Annotated in this window: 17 protein-coding genes and 1 tRNA gene; 13 read left to right on the top strand and 5 right to left on the bottom strand. The window is 37.0% G+C overall.

From position 1 onward, the window contains the following. Positions 1-68: 68 nt before the first annotated feature. From MUB18_RS08830 to MUB18_RS08820, 3 genes are all read right to left on the bottom strand, one after another. Positions 69-707 (bottom strand): gluconate 2-dehydrogenase subunit 3 family protein, encoded by a 639-nt coding sequence (locus MUB18_RS08830; RefSeq protein ID WP_248755678.1) that lies wholly within the window; start codon positions 705-707, stop codon positions 69-71. 5 nt (positions 708-712) lie between these two features. Next, positions 713-2449, bottom strand: a complete 1737-nt coding sequence (locus MUB18_RS08825) for a GMC oxidoreductase (RefSeq protein ID WP_248755677.1) — start codon at positions 2447-2449, stop codon at positions 713-715. Positions 2450-2737: 288 nt separating this feature from the next. Next, on the bottom strand, positions 2738-5749 hold the full coding sequence (locus MUB18_RS08820; RefSeq protein WP_248755676.1) for a DUF2723 domain-containing protein: 3012 nt from the start codon (positions 5747-5749) through the stop codon (positions 2738-2740). A 290-nt stretch (positions 5750-6039) separates the two neighbouring features. Between MUB18_RS08820 and MUB18_RS08815 the strand changes: the two genes are divergently transcribed. The 9 genes from MUB18_RS08815 to MUB18_RS08775 all read left to right on the top strand — a co-directional run bounded on the left by MUB18_RS08815 (position 6040) and on the right by MUB18_RS08775 (position 15012). After that, positions 6040-6110, top strand: a tRNA-Gln gene (locus MUB18_RS08815). An 844-nt stretch (positions 6111-6954) separates the two neighbouring features. Then, positions 6955-7911, top strand: coding sequence for a ribose-phosphate pyrophosphokinase (locus MUB18_RS08810; RefSeq protein ID WP_045753802.1), 957 nt, complete (start codon positions 6955-6957; stop codon positions 7909-7911). A gap of 141 nt (positions 7912-8052) precedes the next feature. Continuing rightward, positions 8053-8649 carry a 50S ribosomal protein L25/general stress protein Ctc gene (locus tag MUB18_RS08805; RefSeq protein WP_045753801.1) on the top strand — a complete coding sequence of 199 codons (597 nt, stop codon included), beginning with the start codon at positions 8053-8055 and terminating at the stop codon, positions 8647-8649. A gap of 177 nt (positions 8650-8826) precedes the next feature. Further along, complete coding sequence (locus MUB18_RS08800; RefSeq protein WP_045753800.1) at positions 8827-9681, top strand: substrate-binding domain-containing protein; 855 nt, start codon at positions 8827-8829, stop codon at positions 9679-9681. 8 nt (positions 9682-9689) lie between these two features. Then, complete coding sequence (gene pstC / locus MUB18_RS08795; protein ID WP_045753799.1) at positions 9690-10580, top strand: phosphate ABC transporter permease subunit PstC; 891 nt, start codon at positions 9690-9692, stop codon at positions 10578-10580. Then, positions 10570-11427 carry a phosphate ABC transporter permease PstA gene (gene pstA, locus MUB18_RS08790; protein ID WP_248755675.1) on the top strand — a complete coding sequence of 286 codons (858 nt, stop codon included), beginning with the start codon at positions 10570-10572 and terminating at the stop codon, positions 11425-11427. Before pstC ends, pstA begins: the two co-directional genes overlap by 11 nt. Further along, a complete protein-coding gene (gene pstB, locus MUB18_RS08785; RefSeq protein ID WP_248755674.1) occupies positions 11417-12163 on the top strand; it encodes a phosphate ABC transporter ATP-binding protein PstB in 747 nt (248 codons plus the stop codon). The genes pstA and pstB overlap by 11 nt, the downstream gene beginning before the upstream one ends. Positions 12164-12259: 96 nt before the next feature. Continuing rightward, complete coding sequence (pth, locus tag MUB18_RS08780; RefSeq protein WP_045753797.1) at positions 12260-12823, top strand: aminoacyl-tRNA hydrolase; 564 nt, start codon at positions 12260-12262, stop codon at positions 12821-12823. 152 nt (positions 12824-12975) lie between these two features. Continuing rightward, positions 12976-15012 (top strand): beta-N-acetylhexosaminidase, encoded by a 2037-nt coding sequence (locus MUB18_RS08775; RefSeq protein ID WP_248755673.1) that lies wholly within the window; start codon positions 12976-12978, stop codon positions 15010-15012. Between the two features lie 83 nt (positions 15013-15095). Here MUB18_RS08775 and MUB18_RS08770 read toward each other — a convergent pair whose 3' ends face one another. Beyond that, on the bottom strand, positions 15096-16841 hold the full coding sequence (locus MUB18_RS08770) for a TonB-dependent receptor plug domain-containing protein (RefSeq protein ID WP_248755672.1): 1746 nt from the start codon (positions 16839-16841) through the stop codon (positions 15096-15098). Positions 16842-16843: 2 nt separating this feature from the next. Next, complete coding sequence (locus tag MUB18_RS08765; RefSeq protein ID WP_045753795.1) at positions 16844-17209, bottom strand: BlaI/MecI/CopY family transcriptional regulator; 366 nt, start codon at positions 17207-17209, stop codon at positions 16844-16846. A 391-nt stretch (positions 17210-17600) separates the two neighbouring features. On the opposite strand from MUB18_RS08765, the gene MUB18_RS08760 reads away from it, so the two are divergent. The 4 genes from MUB18_RS08760 (at position 17601) to MUB18_RS08745 (ending at position 20963) form a co-directional block, all read left to right on the top strand. Next, entirely contained in the window at positions 17601-18506 is a 906-nt protein-coding gene (locus MUB18_RS08760; RefSeq protein ID WP_045753794.1) for a LysR family transcriptional regulator, read from the top strand. A gap of 80 nt (positions 18507-18586) precedes the next feature. After that, a complete protein-coding gene (locus MUB18_RS08755; RefSeq protein ID WP_248755671.1) occupies positions 18587-19567 on the top strand; it encodes a c-type cytochrome in 981 nt (326 codons plus the stop codon). A gap of 3 nt (positions 19568-19570) precedes the next feature. Then, complete coding sequence (locus tag MUB18_RS08750; RefSeq protein WP_045753792.1) at positions 19571-20038, top strand: DsrE family protein; 468 nt, start codon at positions 19571-19573, stop codon at positions 20036-20038. A gap of 13 nt (positions 20039-20051) precedes the next feature. Beyond that, the gene (locus MUB18_RS08745; protein ID WP_094773301.1) at positions 20052-20963 is read left to right on the top strand and encodes a molybdate ABC transporter substrate-binding protein; all 912 of its coding nucleotides are present in this window, start codon (positions 20052-20054) and stop codon (positions 20961-20963) included. Positions 20964-21073: the final 110 nt, after the last annotated feature.

Raw genomic sequence — 21073 nt, 5'->3', positions numbered from 1 at the left:
TTCTAATAAAATAGAAATAAGGGCATGGGTCTGAACGTCCTTTTTTAAATATGTCAGGCAGTTATTTTTTATGTTTTATCCAAAAATTTAGTTGGATCAAATCCATGTTGTTTCAATACATCATCTGGAACACCGTTCCACACGCCTGGTGTATTTCCTTGAAAACCGATTGCTTTTACTCCGATTTCGCTGGTATAAAATCCAGAAGCAGTCAGGTTGCGCATGAGTGAAAAGAAAGCAACTCCTTGCTGCATTTCAGGTCTCGCTAATTCAGGATAAGCAATATCATCGACGATAGCCAATTGTTCCTGCTGCTTACAATTAACAAATGCTTGTCCAAATCTTTTTTGACATTGTACATCTAGCCATTTTAAGCCACCCCGCATTGGAATTTTATTATCTGGTAAATCTTTCACGATAAACTCAATAAAGTCGGGCACCCCTGCATCTGAGGCACTTCCCGAAGACGCATCTTTAGGAATAATGATATCGGCTAATACAGTAATGGTCGCAAACTCATGTTCGTTAAAAAATTTCTCTTCTAATAGTGCTTTTGTGCGTTCATATTCAAAATCCTGTATTCCTGGAAGGCGGTCTGAAGTATCTACCGCTGCTGTTTTACTTTTATCGGTATTACAGGATCCTGCCAACAGGCCCGTTCCTGCTGCAATGAGACCTAATGCTTTTAGTGATTCTCTTCTATTCATGAGTCCTAGCTATTTAAGTTTTTCTTTTCTTGTAAAATATATTCTGCAGTGCGCATCGACAGGGCTAATATCGTCCAAGTCAGATTTTTATCCCCTTGTTGAACAAATGGTCCTGCGTCTACGACATACAGATTTTTACAATCATGTGCCTGCCCCCATTTATTTAATGCTGAAGTTTTAGGATCATTACCCATGCGGGTCGTTCCTCCTTCGTGTATAATCTTACCTGGCGCCTCCAAGCCATATAGTGTATCTGCTCCTGGAATCTTAGAGGTGATCACAGCCCCCATTTCATGCATGATGGATTGAAACGTTTCTTGCATATGCTTGGCCTGTGCTATTTCTTCATTAGCCCATTTATAATGGAAGCGTAGCACAGGAATACCAAATTTATCTACTTTATTGGGATCAATCTCGCAATAGTTATCAATTCGTGCTAAAGCGGTTCCTCTACCAGCCATACCCACATTTGCACCATAGAAGCTATTGTAGTCTTGCTTCAATGACTCTCCATATCCACCTAATGGCTTTTGCTTTCCATCGGCACCTTTCGCATTATTATTTACATTAGGGACCCAATTCAAGAATCCATACGAAGGCATATGGAGTCCACCTCCATATTCAATATGATATCCACGAGGGAAATTAAGCTTTTTGTTATCTTCCCACCATGGAGAGTAAATATGCACGCTTCCTACACCATCTTCATTATAACGTTTTCGATCTAACAATTGTGGTAAAAAACCAGACAGACTGGCACCGGTAGAATCATGCAGATATTTACCGACTACACCGCTGCTATTACCCACTCCACCAGGATGAGCTTTAGATTTGGAATTGAGCATAATACGCGCACTCTCACAGGCACTAGCTCCTAAAATAACTGTTTTCCCTTTTACGGCATATTCTTGCATATCTTTGGTATTCACATAAGAAACACCAATGGCTAACCCTTCATCATTGGTCAGGACTTCCCTTACCATAGCGTTGTCAATTACTTTCAGATTGCCTGTATTTATTGCTGGTATGACTAAACAAGATGAAGATGAAAAATCGCCATACACTTTACAAGCACGACCACACTGACCACAGTAAAAACATGTACCTCTACCTTTGATCTCTTTCGATACTTCGGTCAGCACGGCTCCACGGCCCGGAATAACAGGGACTCCTGCTTTCTTGGCTCCTTTTGCGATGTACAACTCATTTAATCTTGGTTTTGGTGGTTTCATAAAAATCCCGTCGGGTTCATTTTGTATACCCTCCTTGGTGCCATATACACCGATCATCCGGTCTACACGATCATAAAATGGTTTGACTTCATCATAAGTAATTGGCCATTCATCGGTGACACCATCTTTGGGTTTGAAATCATCAGGTCCCATGCGCAGCGATATCCTACCCCAGTGATTAGTACGTCCGCCTAACATGCGAGCACGGAACCATTCAAATTCAGTACCTGCTACTTTGCTATAGGGTTCTCCTTCGATTTGCCAGCCTCCAAATGCGGCATCAAAGTCTCCAAACGGCCGCGTGGTCGAAGCTCCACGTCGCGGAGACTCCCAAGGCCAACGTAACTGTAATGAATCTTTTGCTGGATCGTAAAAAGGACCTGCCTCCAACATCAGTACCTTTAGCCCGGCATTGGCAAGGATATAGCCCGCCATTCCACCACCGGCTCCTGATCCCACGACAATAGCATCATAGACTTCTGCACTTTCCTTTATTTGATAATTTACCATAATTAATTTTTAATTTTCTCCGAAGCCATCCATGTTACCATGATATGCAATAAAATAAAGATGAAACTTCAAAACTGTTTGGTTATAATTAATTGTTAGATGAAGCGACAAATTATCTAAAATTCTTGAAAGTTCAAAACAATTTTATCGATTTAGCACTTTGTAAACAAGCCTTTACAATTCATTTCATATTTTAAACGCTCAAGCTTGTTCCGTCAAATTAAAATATAATACACAAAAAAATAGGCTTACAAAATTGTAAGCCTATTTTTTTGTGTATCACAGTATTTATTCTAAGCCAAATTGCTTTTTATAATTATTTTCAAGCTGCTCGACTTCTTGTTGTAATTTTGTCTCTTTGGTCTGAGACAAAATACTCTTATAAACACCCAATGTCCTTAGCGCTGTTTGAATATTTGCATATTCTAACTCTGTTTTCGTTTGTGCAATAGCATTATAATATGCCATATTTTGCTTTAAGAATACGAGATTGCGATTGACAATATCAGTTGCTTTTTGAGTTTCTCCAACACTATACAAGATATTGATGATCGGAGTATAATTTAAAGCATCACGCATTAAGAAAACACGTTTTGGCATTTTTTCATAAGCCAGTAAAGCGACTTCTTTTGCTTCTTTGTCTTTTCCTTGCTCCATCAACTGCGTCGCGGTACTTCCCAATATGGAATTGGTAATTAACCCGATCATACGATAAGACTCTGGATCTAGGTATGGTGAAGTCGCCATATTGCCCCAACTATATTTTTTGGTAATAGCAGTATAAGCAGCATCTGCGTTTACTAGAGAACCTTCATTCTCTTTTGCCACCTGCACAGGCATCAATCGGTATGCAAAACCTTCTTGTACTAAATACTTATCTAATCCTAAATAGTTATCATTTGGCACTGTTGCAGCAAAATAAATAGGCCTTTTCCAGTTGTTATTTGCCAAAATAGATAAGATCGACAATTCTGCACGAGTCACATAGTTTTTGTTATAGGTCCATGCCAAAGTATCAGGAATTGAACTTTCCCATTCTTTTGGTACTGTTTTATTTTGAATGACCGCATTTCGATCTACCGCTAATGCTAGATTTTTCGTTGGTAAGAAGTTTTCAAACTCACCAGAATTCAACTGCGCTTTATTTTTAGGGTCATCCGATAGCATGATCTGCAATACTAAATTCAGATCAACATGTCCAGGTACTTGAACATCTTGGTAATACATGACGTCGCGGACACCTTTTTTGAATTTCTCTTTTTCAATATTAATCGGTAAGGCATCTGCATCATTAACTTTTTGTTGCATTTGAGCCATATACCAATCTGCACTTAATAAGCTTAAGTTGACGACACGTACATCTGTACGTACACCTTCCACCTCTTGTACATACCATAATGGATAGGTATCGTTATCACCGTAGGTGAACAATATCGCATTTGGAGCACATGACTCTAAATAATCCTTAGCAAGATCACGCGCTGTTAACTTATGGGAGCGATCGTGGTCATTCCAGTTTTCCTTAGCTAATAAAACCGGAGCTGCTAATAAACAAACTCCTGTTGTCAAACTTGCAGCTGTCTTTGGATTCATTTTCTTACCTAAGAAATCTGCTATCGCAAATACACCTAGTCCAATCCATATCGCAAATGCATAGAAAGATCCTGCATAAGCATAATCACGTTCACGCGGCTGTAATGGACTTTGATTTAGGTATAATACAATCGCCAATCCTGTAAAGAAAAAGAGCAAACCAACAACACCTGCATCTTTTTGTCTTTTACCAAAATGCCAGAAGGCTCCAATCAATCCAATGATTAATGGTAAAAAGAAATATTTATTGTTTGATGGGTCTGTATTCAATGAATCAGGCAGTGCATCCTGTCCACCGACCAACATCTGATCTATAGGCTTAATACCCGAAATCCAATTTCCTTCCGTATAAGTACCATGACCTTGTTGATCATTTTGTCGACCAGCAAAATTCCATAGGAAATAACGTCCGTACATATGTCCAATCTGATAATTTAAGAAGAATTTTAAGTTATCACCAAAAGTTGGGGATTGTCCCTCTCCTAATCTCAAATAATCTTGATAATACCCTGGGTGACCATCTCTATTACTATATACACGCGGAAATAATACTTCTTTATCATATTGATAAGTAGATCCCGTCTGGATCTTCGTATACTTATCTTTATCTTTTCGATAAGAATAAGTTGGCTCTACACCGGTTATTTTAGAATCGAAGTTAGGCCCTTTAAATAAAGGTTCACTGGCATATTGTTCACGACCTAGGTAACTTAAAAATGTAAAAGCATTTTCAGGATCACTATTATTTAACGTTGGATTTGCTTTTGCACGAATCATAATCATGGCAAAAGAACTATAACCAAAAATAATAAATGAAGCACTGATCAATACGATATTTAAAATAGGCTTCACTTTTTTGATTGAATACCAAATACCATAAGCTAATAATGCCACTAATAGAACAACAAAAAATGTAAATCCTGTTCCAAATCCCAGTCCTAAGGTATTCACAAAGAATAAATCGAAATAAGCCGCAAACTTAACCGAATATTGAATGATACCCCATAAAATAACTGCCAGTACGACAACACCTAATAAGAAGGATTGAATTGCTCCTTTACTCGTAATTGTTTTGGCTCTTTTAAAGTAAATCACCAATGCAATTGCCGGTATGACCAGTAAGTTCAATAAGTGAACACCAATTGACAGACCCATCACATAAGCGATCAGAATCAACCAACGATCAGCTCCTGGCTCATCTGCATGATTTTCCCATTTCAAAATGCCCCAAAAAACGACTGCTGTACATAAAGATGACATCGCATATACTTCGGATTCAACTGCCGAGAACCAAAATGTATCTGAAAAGGCATAAGCTAATGCTCCTACCAAACCCGATCCAAATATTTTGATCAGATCAACACTTGTATATTCTCCGTCTATAGATTTTGTGACCACTTTACGCGCTAATGCTGTAATGGTCCAAAACAAAAACAGAATAGTGATACCGCTACATACACCAGATCCCACATTCATCCAAAAAGCGATACGTGTTACATCTCCACCCGCAAGGTTTGAGAATATATTTTGAATCATCAAAAATAAAGGAGCACCTGGTTGGTGAACGACCTGCATTTTATATGCGGAGGCAATAAACTCGCCACAGTCCCACCAACTCGTTGACCTTTCAGCGGTTAACATATAAGTGACCGTAGCAATAATTGCACACGTCCACCCTAAAACATTGTTAATTTTAGTATAGTTCATAAATTATACTGTATAAAGATTATAATACGTTCCGAAAATAAGGATATTTAATAAGAAACGAATAAATTATATTTTTTTATCCAGTAAAAGTCAAATTTGTTACCGTGACATCCGTGTCAAAATTGGGTTTCAAATCCTTCTTGAAAATAAATTTTAAAATTATCAGCCTGAAAATCAATCAAAATGGATTTAATGATACTTTTTTATTTGCAGAAATGAAAAAGCACCGTATATTTGCATCATCAAAAGTGACCAACACGCTTCCATAGTGTTACTCTTTTGAGCATGTTTGCCCGATAGTATAAGGGTAGTACGACAGTTTTTGGTACTGTTTGTCTTGGTTCGAATCCAGGTCGGGCAACATTTAAAAAGGCTTACTTCGGTAAGCCTTTTTTCGTTTTAACATTTTTGGAAATTGATAGTCCACCCAACTTATTCACAAAACAATTCTCCATATATTCCTAATAAGTAACCGCTTTCATTACTTATCACCCTCCTTAAAATTTATAGGAGCAATTTGTATTCACATTGCTATTCTTAGTTGATTTATACTTCGTTAATAAATACAGGCTCAAACTTGTCGAAAGAAGTATATTTAAAGTGCTGCAACATATTGCCTGAGAGCATAGACTATCCATCATATAGCATGGCGATCGAACCCATACAGAACTTACGCTTCACAGACGGAACATGACTTCACTTTTTTATTAAAAAGATACTTCCAAATAATTATAAAAACTGAATAACCTCATGTGGATTATATCCAATATATAATGTACGGGGAGCGAAAATTTATATCCGTAAGATTTTGACGATTGAAACTAGGTGTCGGCACAACGCAATCAGTACGGAAGTGGGTCATATACTTTTTTATGCTCATAATGAGGCAGTATTTAAATTTTTGACATTTTTTTTTGATTGAGATTTTGAAATTAAAAACATTTATCTAACTTTGCACCATCGAAAGGATAAGGGCGGTTGCAATATCAAACAAATCTTTAAGATAGATTGCTCGATAGTATAAGGGTAGTACGACAGTTTTTGGTACTGTTTGTCTTGGTTCGAATCCAGGTCGAGCAACTTTAAAAAAGAAAGAAATGGATTGTTATCAAAAACAATCCTTTTTTTTTAAGTCATTAGAAAGTAATTGGCAACATACAAACAGAAAATTCTATTCTAATCCACTATATCAAAAATAAAAAACCATGCCTTTGCAATTCAACACGGTTAAGTTATTCGCCGGTTCTGGCACTACAGAATTAGCAGAAAAAATCGCTTCTTCCTATGGGAAACCTCTTGGAGATAAAACGTTAGCTCGTTTTAGCGATGGAGAAATCCAGCCTTTTTACAATGAGTCTGTTCGTGGTAGCGACGTATTTATCGTTCAATCGACCAATCAGCCAACAGATAATTTATTTGAATTATTGTTGATGATTGATGCTGCAAAGCGTGCTTCAGCACATTACATTACCGCAGTGGTTCCTTATTTTGGCTTCGCACGTCAAGACCGTAAAGATAAACCTCGTGTGGCTATCGGTGCTAAAATGATTGCGAATTTAATTACTGCTGCAGGTGCACACCGCATCATGACCATGGATCTACACGCTGCTCAAATCCAAGGCTTCTTCGATATCCCTGTTGATCACTTAGATGGTTCAATTATCTTTGTCCCTTACATCAAATCACTGAATCTTCCTAACTTGACGATTGCATCTCCAGACATGGGTGGTTCTTACCGCGCTCGTACATTTGCAAAATTCTTTAATGCAGAAGTGATCATCTGTGACAAACGTCGTAAACGTGCTAATGAAATTGAGTCGATGTCTATCATTGGCGATGTAACTGGTCAGGACGTAGTTTTGATCGATGACATTTGCGATACGGCTGGCACATTATCAAAAGCGGCGGCATTGATTATGGAAAGTGGAGCCAAATCTGTTAGAGCGGTTTGTACACATGCTGTATTATCAGGTAAAGCATACGAAACTATTGAAAATTCGGTATTATCAGAAATGATTGTTACAGATACGATTCAATTAGATCCAGAAAAAATGAAACTTTCCACTAAAATCAGAGTGTTATCTACTGCTGAATTATTTGGAAAAGCAATTAAAAATGTCAATCAACACGGTTCAATTTCTGATTTATTCGAGGTTGAATAATCATTCTGTTGACCATTAATGATATAACATGACCTTTCTCTTTTACAGAGAAAGGTTTTTTTATTTATAATAATAGCTATCAACCTATTATTATAAATAAAAATACATATCTTTGCACCTCAAAATTTAATCAAATTAAAGATGAAATCAATTGCTATTAGCGGTTCTGTAAGACAGAACGTAGGGAAAAGAGATTCAAAAGAATTGCGTTACGTAGGTAATGTTCCTGCAGTTCTTTATGGTGGTTCTACACAAACACACCTTTCTGTATCCGCAGCTGATTTGAAAGCAGTTCTTTACACTCCAGAGGTTGTCTTCATTGACTTAAACCTTGATGGAAAAACTGTAAAAGCTATCGTTCAAGACGCTCAATTCCACCCATTAACTGACTTAGTTACTCATATTGACTTTTTAGAGTTAAATGACGAGAAAGAAGTTACAATAAATATTCCTGTAAAATTAACTGGAACTTCTCCAGGTGTTAAATTAGGGGGTAAATTAGTTCAAAAATTACGTAAATTACGTGTTAAAGCTTTACCTGGTGACTTACCTCAAGAAATTGAAGTTCCTATGGAATCTTTGGAAGTTGGTAAATCTTTCCGCGTTGCTCAAGTAGTTTTAGAAAACGCTAAAGTATTAAACAATTCTGACGATACTATCGTATCTGTTATTATGTCACGTGCTTTACGTCAAGCAGAACAAGAAGCTGCGAAAGCAACTAAAGGTGGTAAAAAATAATCTTTCCAGATTTATTAAACAGCTTTTAAAAGGCATCGATCATTCGATGCCTTTTTTGTTAAGAAAAGTTTAGCAAATTAATTATTAACACCTTCTTAACATTGGGTTCATGACGAATTAACAGTGTATCATTACTTTTGAAAACATCTTAAAGTCTCGACTTGTTTTATAAAAGTAATGAAAAAGCACATTTTTGGATATCCACAGCTCTTCTTATTCTCCATCCTTGTTTTGACTCAAAGCTGCGCTGATGCGGATCATGCCATCAAAATGAAAGGTTCAGACACCGAGGTCAATTTAGCTGTAAATCTTGCAGAGGAATTTTCAAAAGAGAATGCTGATTTTAGTATTGCCATCTCTGGAGGAGGCTCTGGTCTGGGCATCACTGCGCTACTCAACGGGCAAGCTGATATTGCAAACTCTTCTCGCCCTTTAACGGAAGACGAAATAAACCTATTTAAACAGAAGAACATTCCTTTGCGAACGGTTGTCTTTGCCGAGGATGCAACCGCATTTGTCGTCAATAAAGATAATCCGCTTGAAGCGATCAACTTAAAAGATTTAGCAGAAATTTTAGATGGAACACAAGATTCATGGTCAAAATTATCAAATAATAAATCGCCCATTACTATCTATGGTAGACAAAGTAGCTCTGGAACATACTCTTTTGTCAAGAAAAAATTAAAAATTACTTTTAGTCAGGCTGCTAAAGAAATGACGGGTAATTCCCAGATTTTGGAAAGTGTAAAATTGGATAAATCCGGTATCGGATATGTCGGTGCAGGTTATATCTCGCAAAATACCAATGTCCAACAAGGTATCAAGGTTTTAAAAATTATTGATAACACGAATACGGCAGTTTCTCCATTGGATCAAGAGGCTATTCGTCAAAATCGCTATTATTTCCAGCGTCCATTATTCCAATTTATTCCCGAAAAGTCTTGGAAAAAGGTAGAACCCTTTATTTCATTTGAAAAAAATGCTAAGGGCAAAAATCTAATCGAAGCATCAGGGTATTATGTTATTCACTAATATAGGTTATGAAGTATAAAAATAGAATTGTAATTGATCGTGTTGCACAACACACCTTCAAGCTGACAGGATATTTGGTATTGGCACTTCTGGGTGGAATCTTTGGGATGTTATTATATAACGCCATATCCTTCTTTTTAGAGGTTAAACCCTTTGATTTTCTAACTGGCCGTGAATGGAATCCCACAGCTGCTACTCCGACCTACGGTATCTTACCCCTGATCGTCAGTACGACAATTGTTGCATTTGGTGCTATGGTAATTGCTATTCCTCTGGGTATTGGAACAGCAGCTTACATTTCAGAATATGCAAGTCCAAAGGTTAAAAACATATTAAAACCGTTAATCGAGATGTTGGCTGCCATACCATCTGTTGTCATCGGTTTTTTAGGCATTGTATTGGTGGGACCAAAAATCGCGGAACTTACGGATCTACCTAATGGTTTAAATGCTTTAAACGGTTCTTTATTACTTGCGATCATGGCATTGCCAACTATTATTACCATATCTGAAGATGCCATACATGCCATCCCCAAAACCTATCGTGAAGGGAGTTATGCTTTGGGTGCCAGTAAATGGGAAACGTTAATTAAAATTACGATTCCAGCTGCTGCTCCAGGTATAATTGCTGCAGTTATGTTGGGGCTGGGACGTGCGATCGGCGAAACGATGACCGTATTAATGGCAACGGGAAATGCGGCACTTTTTCCGCAAGACTTTTTTGACTCGGTCAAGACCATCACAGCAACTATTGCCATTGAAATGGGCGAAGTACCTTATCAGACGACACATTACTTTGCTTTATTTGCTATTGCGATCGTCTTATTCTTTATGACTTTAATTGCCAATTTGGTTGGTGAATATTTTATTAATCGTTTTAGAAAATATCATGCGGCTTAATTTTAAAAAAATAACTCCTATTATTGAATGGGGATCACTACTGCTCTCAACGGGATTGGTATGCTTTTTCTTAATAGTCATCCTATACGAAATTTTCTCAAAGGGATGGTCTTCCTTGTCCTGGTCTTTCATCAGCGAATTACCTACAGACGGCATGACAAAGGGGGGCGTGCTCTCTCCGATTATCGGAACTGTTATTTTAACGTTAATCACAGCTCTATTTTCTATTCCATTTGGCGTTTGCTGCGCAATCTATTTAAATGAATATGCTAAGAATACTTGGTTGACGCGCACCATTAGAGCTTCAATCCGTAACCTATCGGGTGTTCCCTCTATTATTTATGGTTTATTTGGATTAGCATTATTTGTACAGGGCTTACACTTCGGAACATCGCTCCTATCTGCAGGATTGACGCTGGGTCTTCTATCATTACCCTATATCATCACGACAACAGAAGAAGCATTACTCCGTATTCCGGCCAGTATGCGCGAGGCTGCTCTCGCTGTAGGAGCGACAAAATTTGAATCCATTAAAGATGTTGTTTTACCTGCATCATTACCTGGTATATTGACTGGTGTTGTCTTGACATTATCTCGAGCTGCTGGAGAAACTGCTCCCATTTTATTTACAGGTGTTGCATTTTATATCACAGATGTTTCTGTCAATACCAGTCAAGAGTTTATGGCTTTACCATACCATCTTTACATGCTATCGACGCAACATCAATCTATTGAAGAAGTTCGTCCATTAGCGTATGGAACTGCACTCGTACTGATCATGGTGGTTTTCTTAATGAATTTAACCGCTTTCTACATTCGTTATAAATACAGAAAAAATGACCAATAATTTATATACCAAAGACCTGAATATCTGGTTTGGTTCTAAACATGTTTTAAAGGGAATTGATATTGAATTTCCTAAAAAAAAAGTCACTGCTTTAATTGGCCCTTCTGGATGCGGCAAAAGTACTTTGCTGCGATCGTTTAATCGTATGCACGACCTGGTGCCAGATGCCAGAATTGAAGGAATGGTAAGTATTGACGGTCAGAATATCTACCAAAAAGGGATATCTGTGACGGATATCCGCAAAAGAATCGGTATGGTTTTCCAAAAGGCAAATCCATTCCCAAAAAGTATACAGGAAAATATCGCCTACGGATTAAAGTTGAATAATTTGGATGCAAGCCCTGCTGTGATTCAAAAGGCTTTGGAGGAGGTATATCTTTGGGATGAAGTGAAAGATGATCTTAAGAAACCAGCAACCCGATTATCCGGCGGACAACAACAACGTTTATGTATCGCCCGTGCAGTTGCACTTCGACCTGATGTTATTTTAATGGATGAACCCTGCTCGGCTTTAGATCCGATTAGTACGTTGAAAATTGAAGAACTGATCCATCAGTTAAAGGATCAATATACCATTGTCATCGTTACTCATAATATGCAACAGGCACAGCGTGTCGCTGATAAAACGATCTTTATGTACCTAGGTGAAGTCAAAGAAGAGGGTGCTACGATCGATATCTTTAACAATCCGCAGCACGAGATCACGAAAAACTACATTAACGGTCACTTTGGATAAGGAGTCAGCTAATCGTTGTTATTTTACCAGTTAAAGCATAGCATGTCTATTGTATTTGAAAAGGTTTCCTTACTTTTGCAGGCTAAGTATTAAACAATGAATTATCTTATCGTAGGATTAGGCAATATCGGAAGAGAATATGCCGACACGCGTCATAATATTGGTTTCATGGTTGCTGATCAACTGGTGAAAGAGGCCAATGCTTCTTTTTCAACGTTAAAATTGGCTGCCTACTCCGAGTTCAAGCAGCGTGGACATAACGTGTATGTGATCAAACCCACGACTTATATGAATTTAAGTGGTAAGGCCATGAATTATTACATGCAACTGCTAAAGGTACCTATCGAAAACACATTAGTGATTGTCGACGATCTGGCTATTCCATTTGGTTCATTACGGATTAAACCTAAAGGTTCAGCTGCGGGGCATAATGGATTAAAATCGATTGAAGCTTTGTGCGGAGGACAAGCTTATCCTCGTCTTCGTTTTGGAATTGGTGATAATTATCCAAAAGGCAGGCAAATTGATTATGTCTTAGGTCCATTTGATCCTGAGGAACAGAAAGAACTTCCACGCCTGATCGACCACGCAGTAAAAATGATCCATAGTTTTGTCCATATCGGGATTGAGCTGACGATGACAAATTTAAATACAAAATAAAGAAGGAAGCCGTTAAACAGATTAACGGCTTCCTGCTTTATGAGCCCGCCATCCCAAAAAAGCGCAAACGTTTGATATCGAAAAGCATCATTTTAAGTTAAAATGATTTTCTACCTTTAAAGGAACTAATATCAATCAAAACCGAATAAAGCATGTTTTATATCAAAAAAACAAAGCAAAAATGCCTTTCCATTATAGCCATTTTATTGCTTTCGTATCAACTAGAAGCACAGGAATCACGCTTTGCGATCATACCCAAACCTAGCGAGATGATTGCACAAAATGGCGAGTTTTCTTTAAATCCCCAGACGCTGATCTACATAAATAAGGAAAATCGTTCTGAAATACAGGAATTTGTAAAATTGATTAAAACCGCAACAGGATTTGATCTTAAAATCGAACAAGAAAATGCCCGTAAAAAAGGAATTCACTTTGTTCTTGATCAGCAATTAAAAAACGTACCGCAAGAAGGGTACACATTGGATATTAAATCGGATAACATCATTGTTAAAGCTGCATCTGCGACTGGTCTGTACTATGCGACACAAACGTTGAGGCAACTGTTACCTAGTACAATTGAAAAGCAATCTATCGTCCAGAATGGCCTATGGACTGTTCCAAATCTGTCGATTACAGATGCTCCGAGGTACCATTGGCGCGGATATATGCAGGATGCAAGCCGTACATTTTATAGTGTAGATGTGATCAAAAAATACTTGGATGTCATGGCGCTCTATAAAATGAATACTTTCCACTGGCACTTGACTGACGATCAAGGCTGGCGCATTGAAATCAAAAAGTATCCCAAATTAACATCCGAGAAAGCGACTGTTTTCCACCACACCACCCATCAACCACCCGAACGCAGCGGATTCTACACGCAGGAACAAATTAAAGAGGTAGTTGCTTATGCCAAAGCACGCCACATTACGATTGTCCCTGAAATTGATGTACCCGGACACTCTTGGCCTACTATTTTGGTATATCCGGAATTGGGAGTTAATCAGAACAGTTACCCTAATCATGTGTTTCCATTTGTTTCTTCATGGGGATATTGGGGCAATCAATTTACTCCCAACACATTAGATCCCACTAAAGAAATTGTTTACCAATTTCTTGACGATGTGTTTACTGAGGTTGTAGGACTATTTCCTGGACAATACATTCACTTTGGTGGTGATGAAGTTCGCCACGATCTGTGGGAAAAGGAACCTCATGTCACGGATTTCATGAAAAAAAATAATTTTAAAACAGTTACCGAATTACAGAGTTATTTTGTCAAGCGTGTATCTCATATCATCAGCAGCAAAGGCCGAAAACCAATGGGATGGAATGATATTCTGGTGGATGCTAAAAATCTACCGAAAGAAACTGCTATCATGAGTTGGTTAGGTGCGGATGCTATTAAGCAAGCAGTGAAAAATGGATTTGAAAGCGTGGCAACTCCTACTGCGCCTATGTATTTTGATATCACACAAGCTGACCGGGATGATGGGACGATGAGCGATCTAGCTTATGGCAATATCAATACCATAGCACGTGTTTATCAATATGACCCCAGTCAGGGTCTCAGTCCAGAAGAGGAAAAGCTGGTTTTAGGTGTTCAAGCAAATCAATGGACAGCTCTTCCACAAGAGGTGAAGGATATGAATGTACAAAATTTCCCTCGGTTACTTGCTGTTGCTGAAACAGGATGGACAGCTCAAAGTAAAAAAGACTTTAGTGATTTTTCTCTTCGTTTGGATCAACATTATGATCGATTGGATGAATTGAAAGTTGATTATTATAAAAGCGGGGGATATACTGTAGCAAAATGGAGTCCCGCTACAGTTACTGAGCAGTTTAAAGAAATGACAATTGATGTTACTAAAAAGGTGTATACTACAGGCCGCGTGCAAGCTGGTTTCTTTTTTACAGGTGGAAAAAACTTTTTAGAGATCGATGGTGTCGAACTATTGGAGAATGGAAAAGTCATCGCCGTAGATGATCACCATGCATTAGCTGATAAATTTAGAGGTACCAATAAAATCAAGCCTTTTTTCTACAATTTTGAAGTTAAACAATACCATCCAAATGCAACATATATAATTAGGGCTCTAGTCAGAAGTGTTGGCGGTACGGATTCAAATGGAAATTTTACATTCAATCTGAGTCCCTATCAACCTTTTACCGTATCTGAACCAAGATAAAAGTCTTAAAAAAACTAAAAAAGCTCTAAAATTAAAAATTTTAGAGCTTTTTTAGTTTTTTTAATCTTATGATGAAGGCCATTCTATTTTTTAATACCAATAATAGTGATCTCATCCATTTGAGATTCAGGTATAGTTTTTACCGAATCGTGGTTATTTTTCACTTTAATGCTGACTCCCTTAATTGTTTTTCCGTTATCACTTTTTAATGTAGTCGAATTTCCGGAGGTTTCCTTTTTTGTTGTTACGATAATGACGCCATTTTCTGCTTTGGCTCCATAAAGCGCAGTTGCAGAAGCATCTTTTAAAACTTCTATACTTTCGATATGATCAGGTTGAATTGAACTTATTTCACCCTCATAGATTTTTCCATCAACTAGATATAAGGGGTCATTAGCCAATCTATCTCTTTTATGAATAGTAATCCTTGGTGAGGTGGTGCTTATGACAGTTGCAGAAGCTCTTTCCTTAATTTCAATTCCGTCATTTTTATTCTTCAAGCTACTAGTAGATTCTGAGGCTGTTGGTGCTGAAAATTTTTCCGCAGAGGATTTGGTCGTTATAAATATCACTCCATTCTTCGCCTTTTCACCATATTTAACTGTAGCAACCTGATCTTTAACCACACTAATTTCTTTTATATGATATGGATCAATACTACTGATATCATCAGCTTGAGTCTCTTTTCCATCCACTATATATAAGACATCCTTACCTAAAGATGAATTACCTCTTATTATAACAGTTTTCACCCCATTACTTTCAGTTGTTTTAAAAGAAGCATCTACTATTGCACTTCCTCTGATAACAGTATCGGTGTTTAACTTAAAACCGATTACTTTTCCTTTTAATGTATCTGGCTTGATATCGATTTCTTTCTCTATGGTATCAACAGGTTTTTGAACCTCTGATACGACAGGTGCCAAAGTCATTTCCTTAGCCGCATCTACCGCTTCTGTAATCTTCGCTTCAGCTTTATTTAAAGTAAATGCTGCGGCAGTTAATACAAATACAGGAAGCATAAAAGCATATTTGCTCATTTGTATTTTTGCTGATCGTTTTTTATTCATCATCATAATCCTTCTTTTTAAGGCTTTAAAACTAAATTGATTCCCTAATGTAGCAGCACCCCCACTACTGTTGACACGCAACAGGCTATATTGATATGCTTGTTTATCGACTCCATGGTTAAGTACTTGTTGGTCTGTCAAAAATTCTAAATTTTCACGTATCCCTTTCCGCATCAACCAGACTAAAGGATTGAACCAGCTACTGATTAAAGTAAATTCGCTGATCAAAATATCAATAGAGTGCAGACCTTTAACATGGATATCTTCGTGTTTAAAAATATCCAATAATTCAGGTTCGTCATGATGGTCTCGATTGACATAGATTTTATTCAGAAATGAAAAAGGAACAATAGGTATAAAAACATTTCTAAAAAGATAAGATTGCCATTGTGCAGGTTCCGAATAGATATGAATGCGCAACAAACTGATCATCTGGATCAAAAACCGTATAAATAAAACAGCAATACCTATACCCAATATGATAATCAATATGTTATTTAAAGTGAAAAATGATTGCTCAACATCTTGATCCAAAAACATAGACCAATCCATCGCGATCTCCCCAACGGATGGAATGGGTTTACTAAACCAAGATTGTATGTCAAGAAACGGATATACAAATGAAAAGACAATACCTGTCAACAAGTACACCCGATTGAGCATATAAAATGTTAGGTTTTTTAATAAAAATGCATAACCTAAGTAGACAACAGTAAGTAATACATTAATTTGAATAGCATAATTTAGGATATTTTCCATACTTATTCGCTTTTGTTATCTTTAATCATCTGCATGATTTCTTCCAATTCAGATGCAGAAAGTTTTTCTTCTTTCACAAAGAATGACACCATCTCTTTGTATGAATTCTTGAAATAATCTCCAACAAAGGAGTGCATAAATTTTTCCTTGTAATCCTCTTCAGATATAAGGGGCTCATATCGATTGGCATTTGCATATTTAACAGATTTGACGAATCCCTTTTTTTCTAAATTTTTAACTGTAGAAGCCAATGTGGTGTAAGGCATTTTCTCTCCTTTAATATGATCTAAAATCTCCTTCACGAAACATGCCTTAAGATTCCAAATTGCTTGCATCGCTTGTTCTTCTTGTGCTGTTAACTTTTCCATATCTGATTATTAAACTACTAATTATACACAAGTCTACGAATAAATCGTAACAAACAAAAGAAATATTTTATTTTTTTCTTTCGATAGTCACATACGGCCACTTGTCCCCTATAAAAGTAAAACAAAAAATGCTTGCAAGCTTTCAGCTTACAGAGCTGTCCTATACCCTATTTGTGCAAGCAAGATTTAGGCGTACTCCAGTGTAATCATCCGACAACAAAAGAAGGATATGACATAAACTTTTGCCAGATTTAATGTGCATAAAAGATACATTTGTGAATAATAAACCTCTTATAAAGCTCTTCGCTATTGTGACAATATTGTTAATCCATGAAATCGCATCTATTTTTTTATAGATTTGGAGCAATACATGACATCACAATAAGGCTATATGGATTTCGATTTTAGACTAAAAGTATTTTATGTTGCAGCTCATACACTCAACTTCACCAAAGCAGCATCGGAACTGTTCATTTCTCAGCCTGCAGTGAGTAAAAATATTCAAGAAATTGAAAATTCAATAGGTACTGCCCTATTTGAAAGGTTAGGAAATCGTTTAGCGCTTACCCCTGCTGGAAAAATCCTCTATCATCATGCACAAATTATTTTGGAGCAATATAATCTGGCGACATATCAAATCAACGAAATCATTGGAAAGGAAAATGGAAATCTTTTACTCGGCATAAGTACGACTATATCCCAGTATGTCATACCTAAAATGCTAGTAGCATTTAATCAGCATTTTCCACAAAATGAAATTAAGGTGATCCAAGCAAATTCAAAACGTGTTGAACAGTTGCTGATAAAAAATGAGATTCATCTAGGTATTACAGAAGGATTGCCCGATAATAGATCGTTAAAATTTATTCCTTATATCAAAGATGAAATTGTTTTGGTCACCAGATGCAATAATATGATATGCAATGAGGATAAATATGCGCTTAACGATATCTACAAACTAGCTCTCGTCTTTAGAGAGGCAGGTTCTGGTACCCGCGATATTATTGATCGGAAATTAAAAGAAGCAGGAGTTTCTATACAACACCTTCATACAGAAATTACGTTATCTTCTTCTGAAAGTATAAAGCGTTATCTCAAATATAGCCATGCTGCAGCATTTTTATCCATTCATGCTATCCAAGAAGAACTTAAAAATGGTGAACTCAAAATTATAGAATTTGATAATTTCAGTATAGAACGTTATTTCTATATCACACATCTTGTCGGCGGCTTAACCGGTCTACCTATTAAATTTATGAACTTTATACAGCAGCATAAAGGTAAAATCTACTCATAACCATATGTTATGAGTAATAATAATTTTGAATTATAGTGTTGCTTTCGATTCAGCTACTTTTGTTTTAAACCCAAGTATGAATGGAAGAGGAAATAAAAAAAATTAGGAGAAGTAGTAGTACCATTATGGTGATCACGAGTATATTAGTATGCTTTATCATTTTATTTGCTTACATGACAAATGCTCTGCCTGATAAGTCTTCTCCCAAAGAGCATAAAAGTGAAGAAATGATCACACATGTGGATCAATTAAAACGAAGTCCCTATGAGCAAACTAACGAAGATAAGATGGCAAGTTATGGGGAAAAATTGATTCGGGAGACTTACAATTATTTTTATCAGAACAATGGAACAAAAATCGGTAATCATTTAGCTTGTACCAATTGTCATCTCAATGGTGGCACAAAATCATTTGCTGCACCTTACGTTGGTCTAACGGGTGTTTTCCCTATTTACATCGGAAGAGAAGATAAAATAGAATCGTTAGAAGAACGTATCAATGGTTGTTTTGAACGCAGTATGAATGGTCATGCTATTGATGTCAACAGTACTGAAATGAGATCCATAATTACTTATATCAAATATATCAGCAAAAATGTACCTATTGGAAAAAGAATTGCTGGTCAGGGATTTGTGAAAGTCACCATTCCAGAACGGGCCGCCAATCAAAAAAATGGTGCTGCCGTATTTCAACAACAGTGTCAAAGTTGTCATGGTGCAAATGGGGAAGGTCAAAAACTTACAGATAGTAAGGGTTATCAATATCCACCATTATGGGGTGATGATTCCTACAACGATGGTGCAGGAATGGCACGCGTGTTGACGGCAATGAAATTTATTAAAGGGAATATGCCTTTAGGTGCTACACATGACAATCCCATCTTAACAGATGAGGAGGCATATGATGTAGCAGCATACATTAATTCTTTTTCGAGACCTATCAAAGCAAATAAAGAAAAAGACTATCCCAATTTAGCTAAGAAACCAAAGGACTCTCCTTACCCACCCTACAACGATAAAATTAGTGCAATACAACATAAATTTGGACCTTTTAATTTTTAAAAAATGAATAAAACGATGATGATCATGATCATTTCTCTACTAAGTGTAGGGAAATTATCCGCTCAGACCCCAGAGGAATTGACTAAAAATGCTTCATTTCAGGGAGCTATTGCCGAAAAGAAAGCTTATCATACGATCTATCAATTGGATAGTAACGATCCTAAAACGATTGAAAAAGCGATTCGAAATATCAATAATGTATTAGATGATCCAAGATTAAAGGGAAAATTAACAGTAGAGCTCATTACTTTTTCTGGAGGAACGGAGGCTTTTCTAAAAAGCACGTCTAAATATGAGGAACAATTCAAAAAGCTAATTGCCCGAGGTGTTATTGTAGCACAATGTACCAATTCGCTAAAGGAAAGAAACCTCACGAAAGAACAGCTTTTTGACTTTATCGGTTATGTACCGAGTGGCAACGGTGAATTGATCATCAGAGCTCATCAAGGATGGAATATTGTTAAACCATAATTAAGGACAACACATGAAAATATTCTTTCAAACACTTCTTGCTTTTCTGCTAGGAACAGCATTTACATATGCCCAAGATTACCAATTTCATCCCCCATGGAATACACCACCTGAATCTGCAGTAAATTTTACGATTCCAGGTATTGATAATATTCCTGATCTATACGGTGAGATCGAAAACCCACAATTGGTTATTTTCTTTGCAGGAAATCAGTTTATGGTTATTGACGATCTCATCAAAACGTTTAAAAAGGAATACCCACAGTATGAACGTATTTTTGTAGAAACACTTCCTCCTGGAATTTTAGCTAAACAAATACAGGGTGGATCTTTGACGATTGGTAATCTGAAGATCACACACACTCCTGATATCTATACGGCTGGTCAAAGAAGGATCACCGAAATGGCAGACTACTTCGATCACACAATTGCATATGCGACCAATAAACTGACCCTTATGGTTCCTAAAGGAAATCCAAAAAACATCAAGTCTTTAACAGATCTGAAACGCAAAGATGTTCGCATCAGTATGCCAAATCCAGCATGGGAAGGGGTTGGAGAACAAATAAAAACGGCTTATCGGAAAGCAGGCGGAGAAGAACTCATTCATGCTGTCATGGAAGAAAAAGTAGCCGATAAATCAACTTACCTCACTAAAATTCATCATCGGGAAAGTCCTTTGAGAATACTGGAGGGACAAGCTGATGTGGCTCCGGTATGGTATTCTGAAGCCTACTTTCAAAAGATAAAAAATCATCCAATTGAAAGTATTGCTATTCCAGATCATGAAAATATAACGGCAAAATACATGGCTGGTAAATTAAAAAAATCAAAAAATAAGCAGGCCGCAACTGATTTTATGACTTATCTACAGTCATCATCGGCTAAAAATATCTATAAAAAATATGGTTTTCAAGTTGATTAAAAACTAAGCTTTTTTAAAATCAATTTTACTGTAAAAGAATAACATATGGATCCTTACTGTGGAGCGGAAAACGATCAATCTCCGATCGTGTAGATCCCTTATATTATGCT

Source organism: Sphingobacterium sp. PCS056 (assembly GCF_023273895.1).
In the GTDB taxonomy this organism is placed as follows: Bacteria; Bacteroidota; Bacteroidia; order Sphingobacteriales; family Sphingobacteriaceae; genus Sphingobacterium.
Note: the sequence above shows the minus strand (reverse complement) of the source record. Positions and strands in the feature narration are given on the sequence as shown.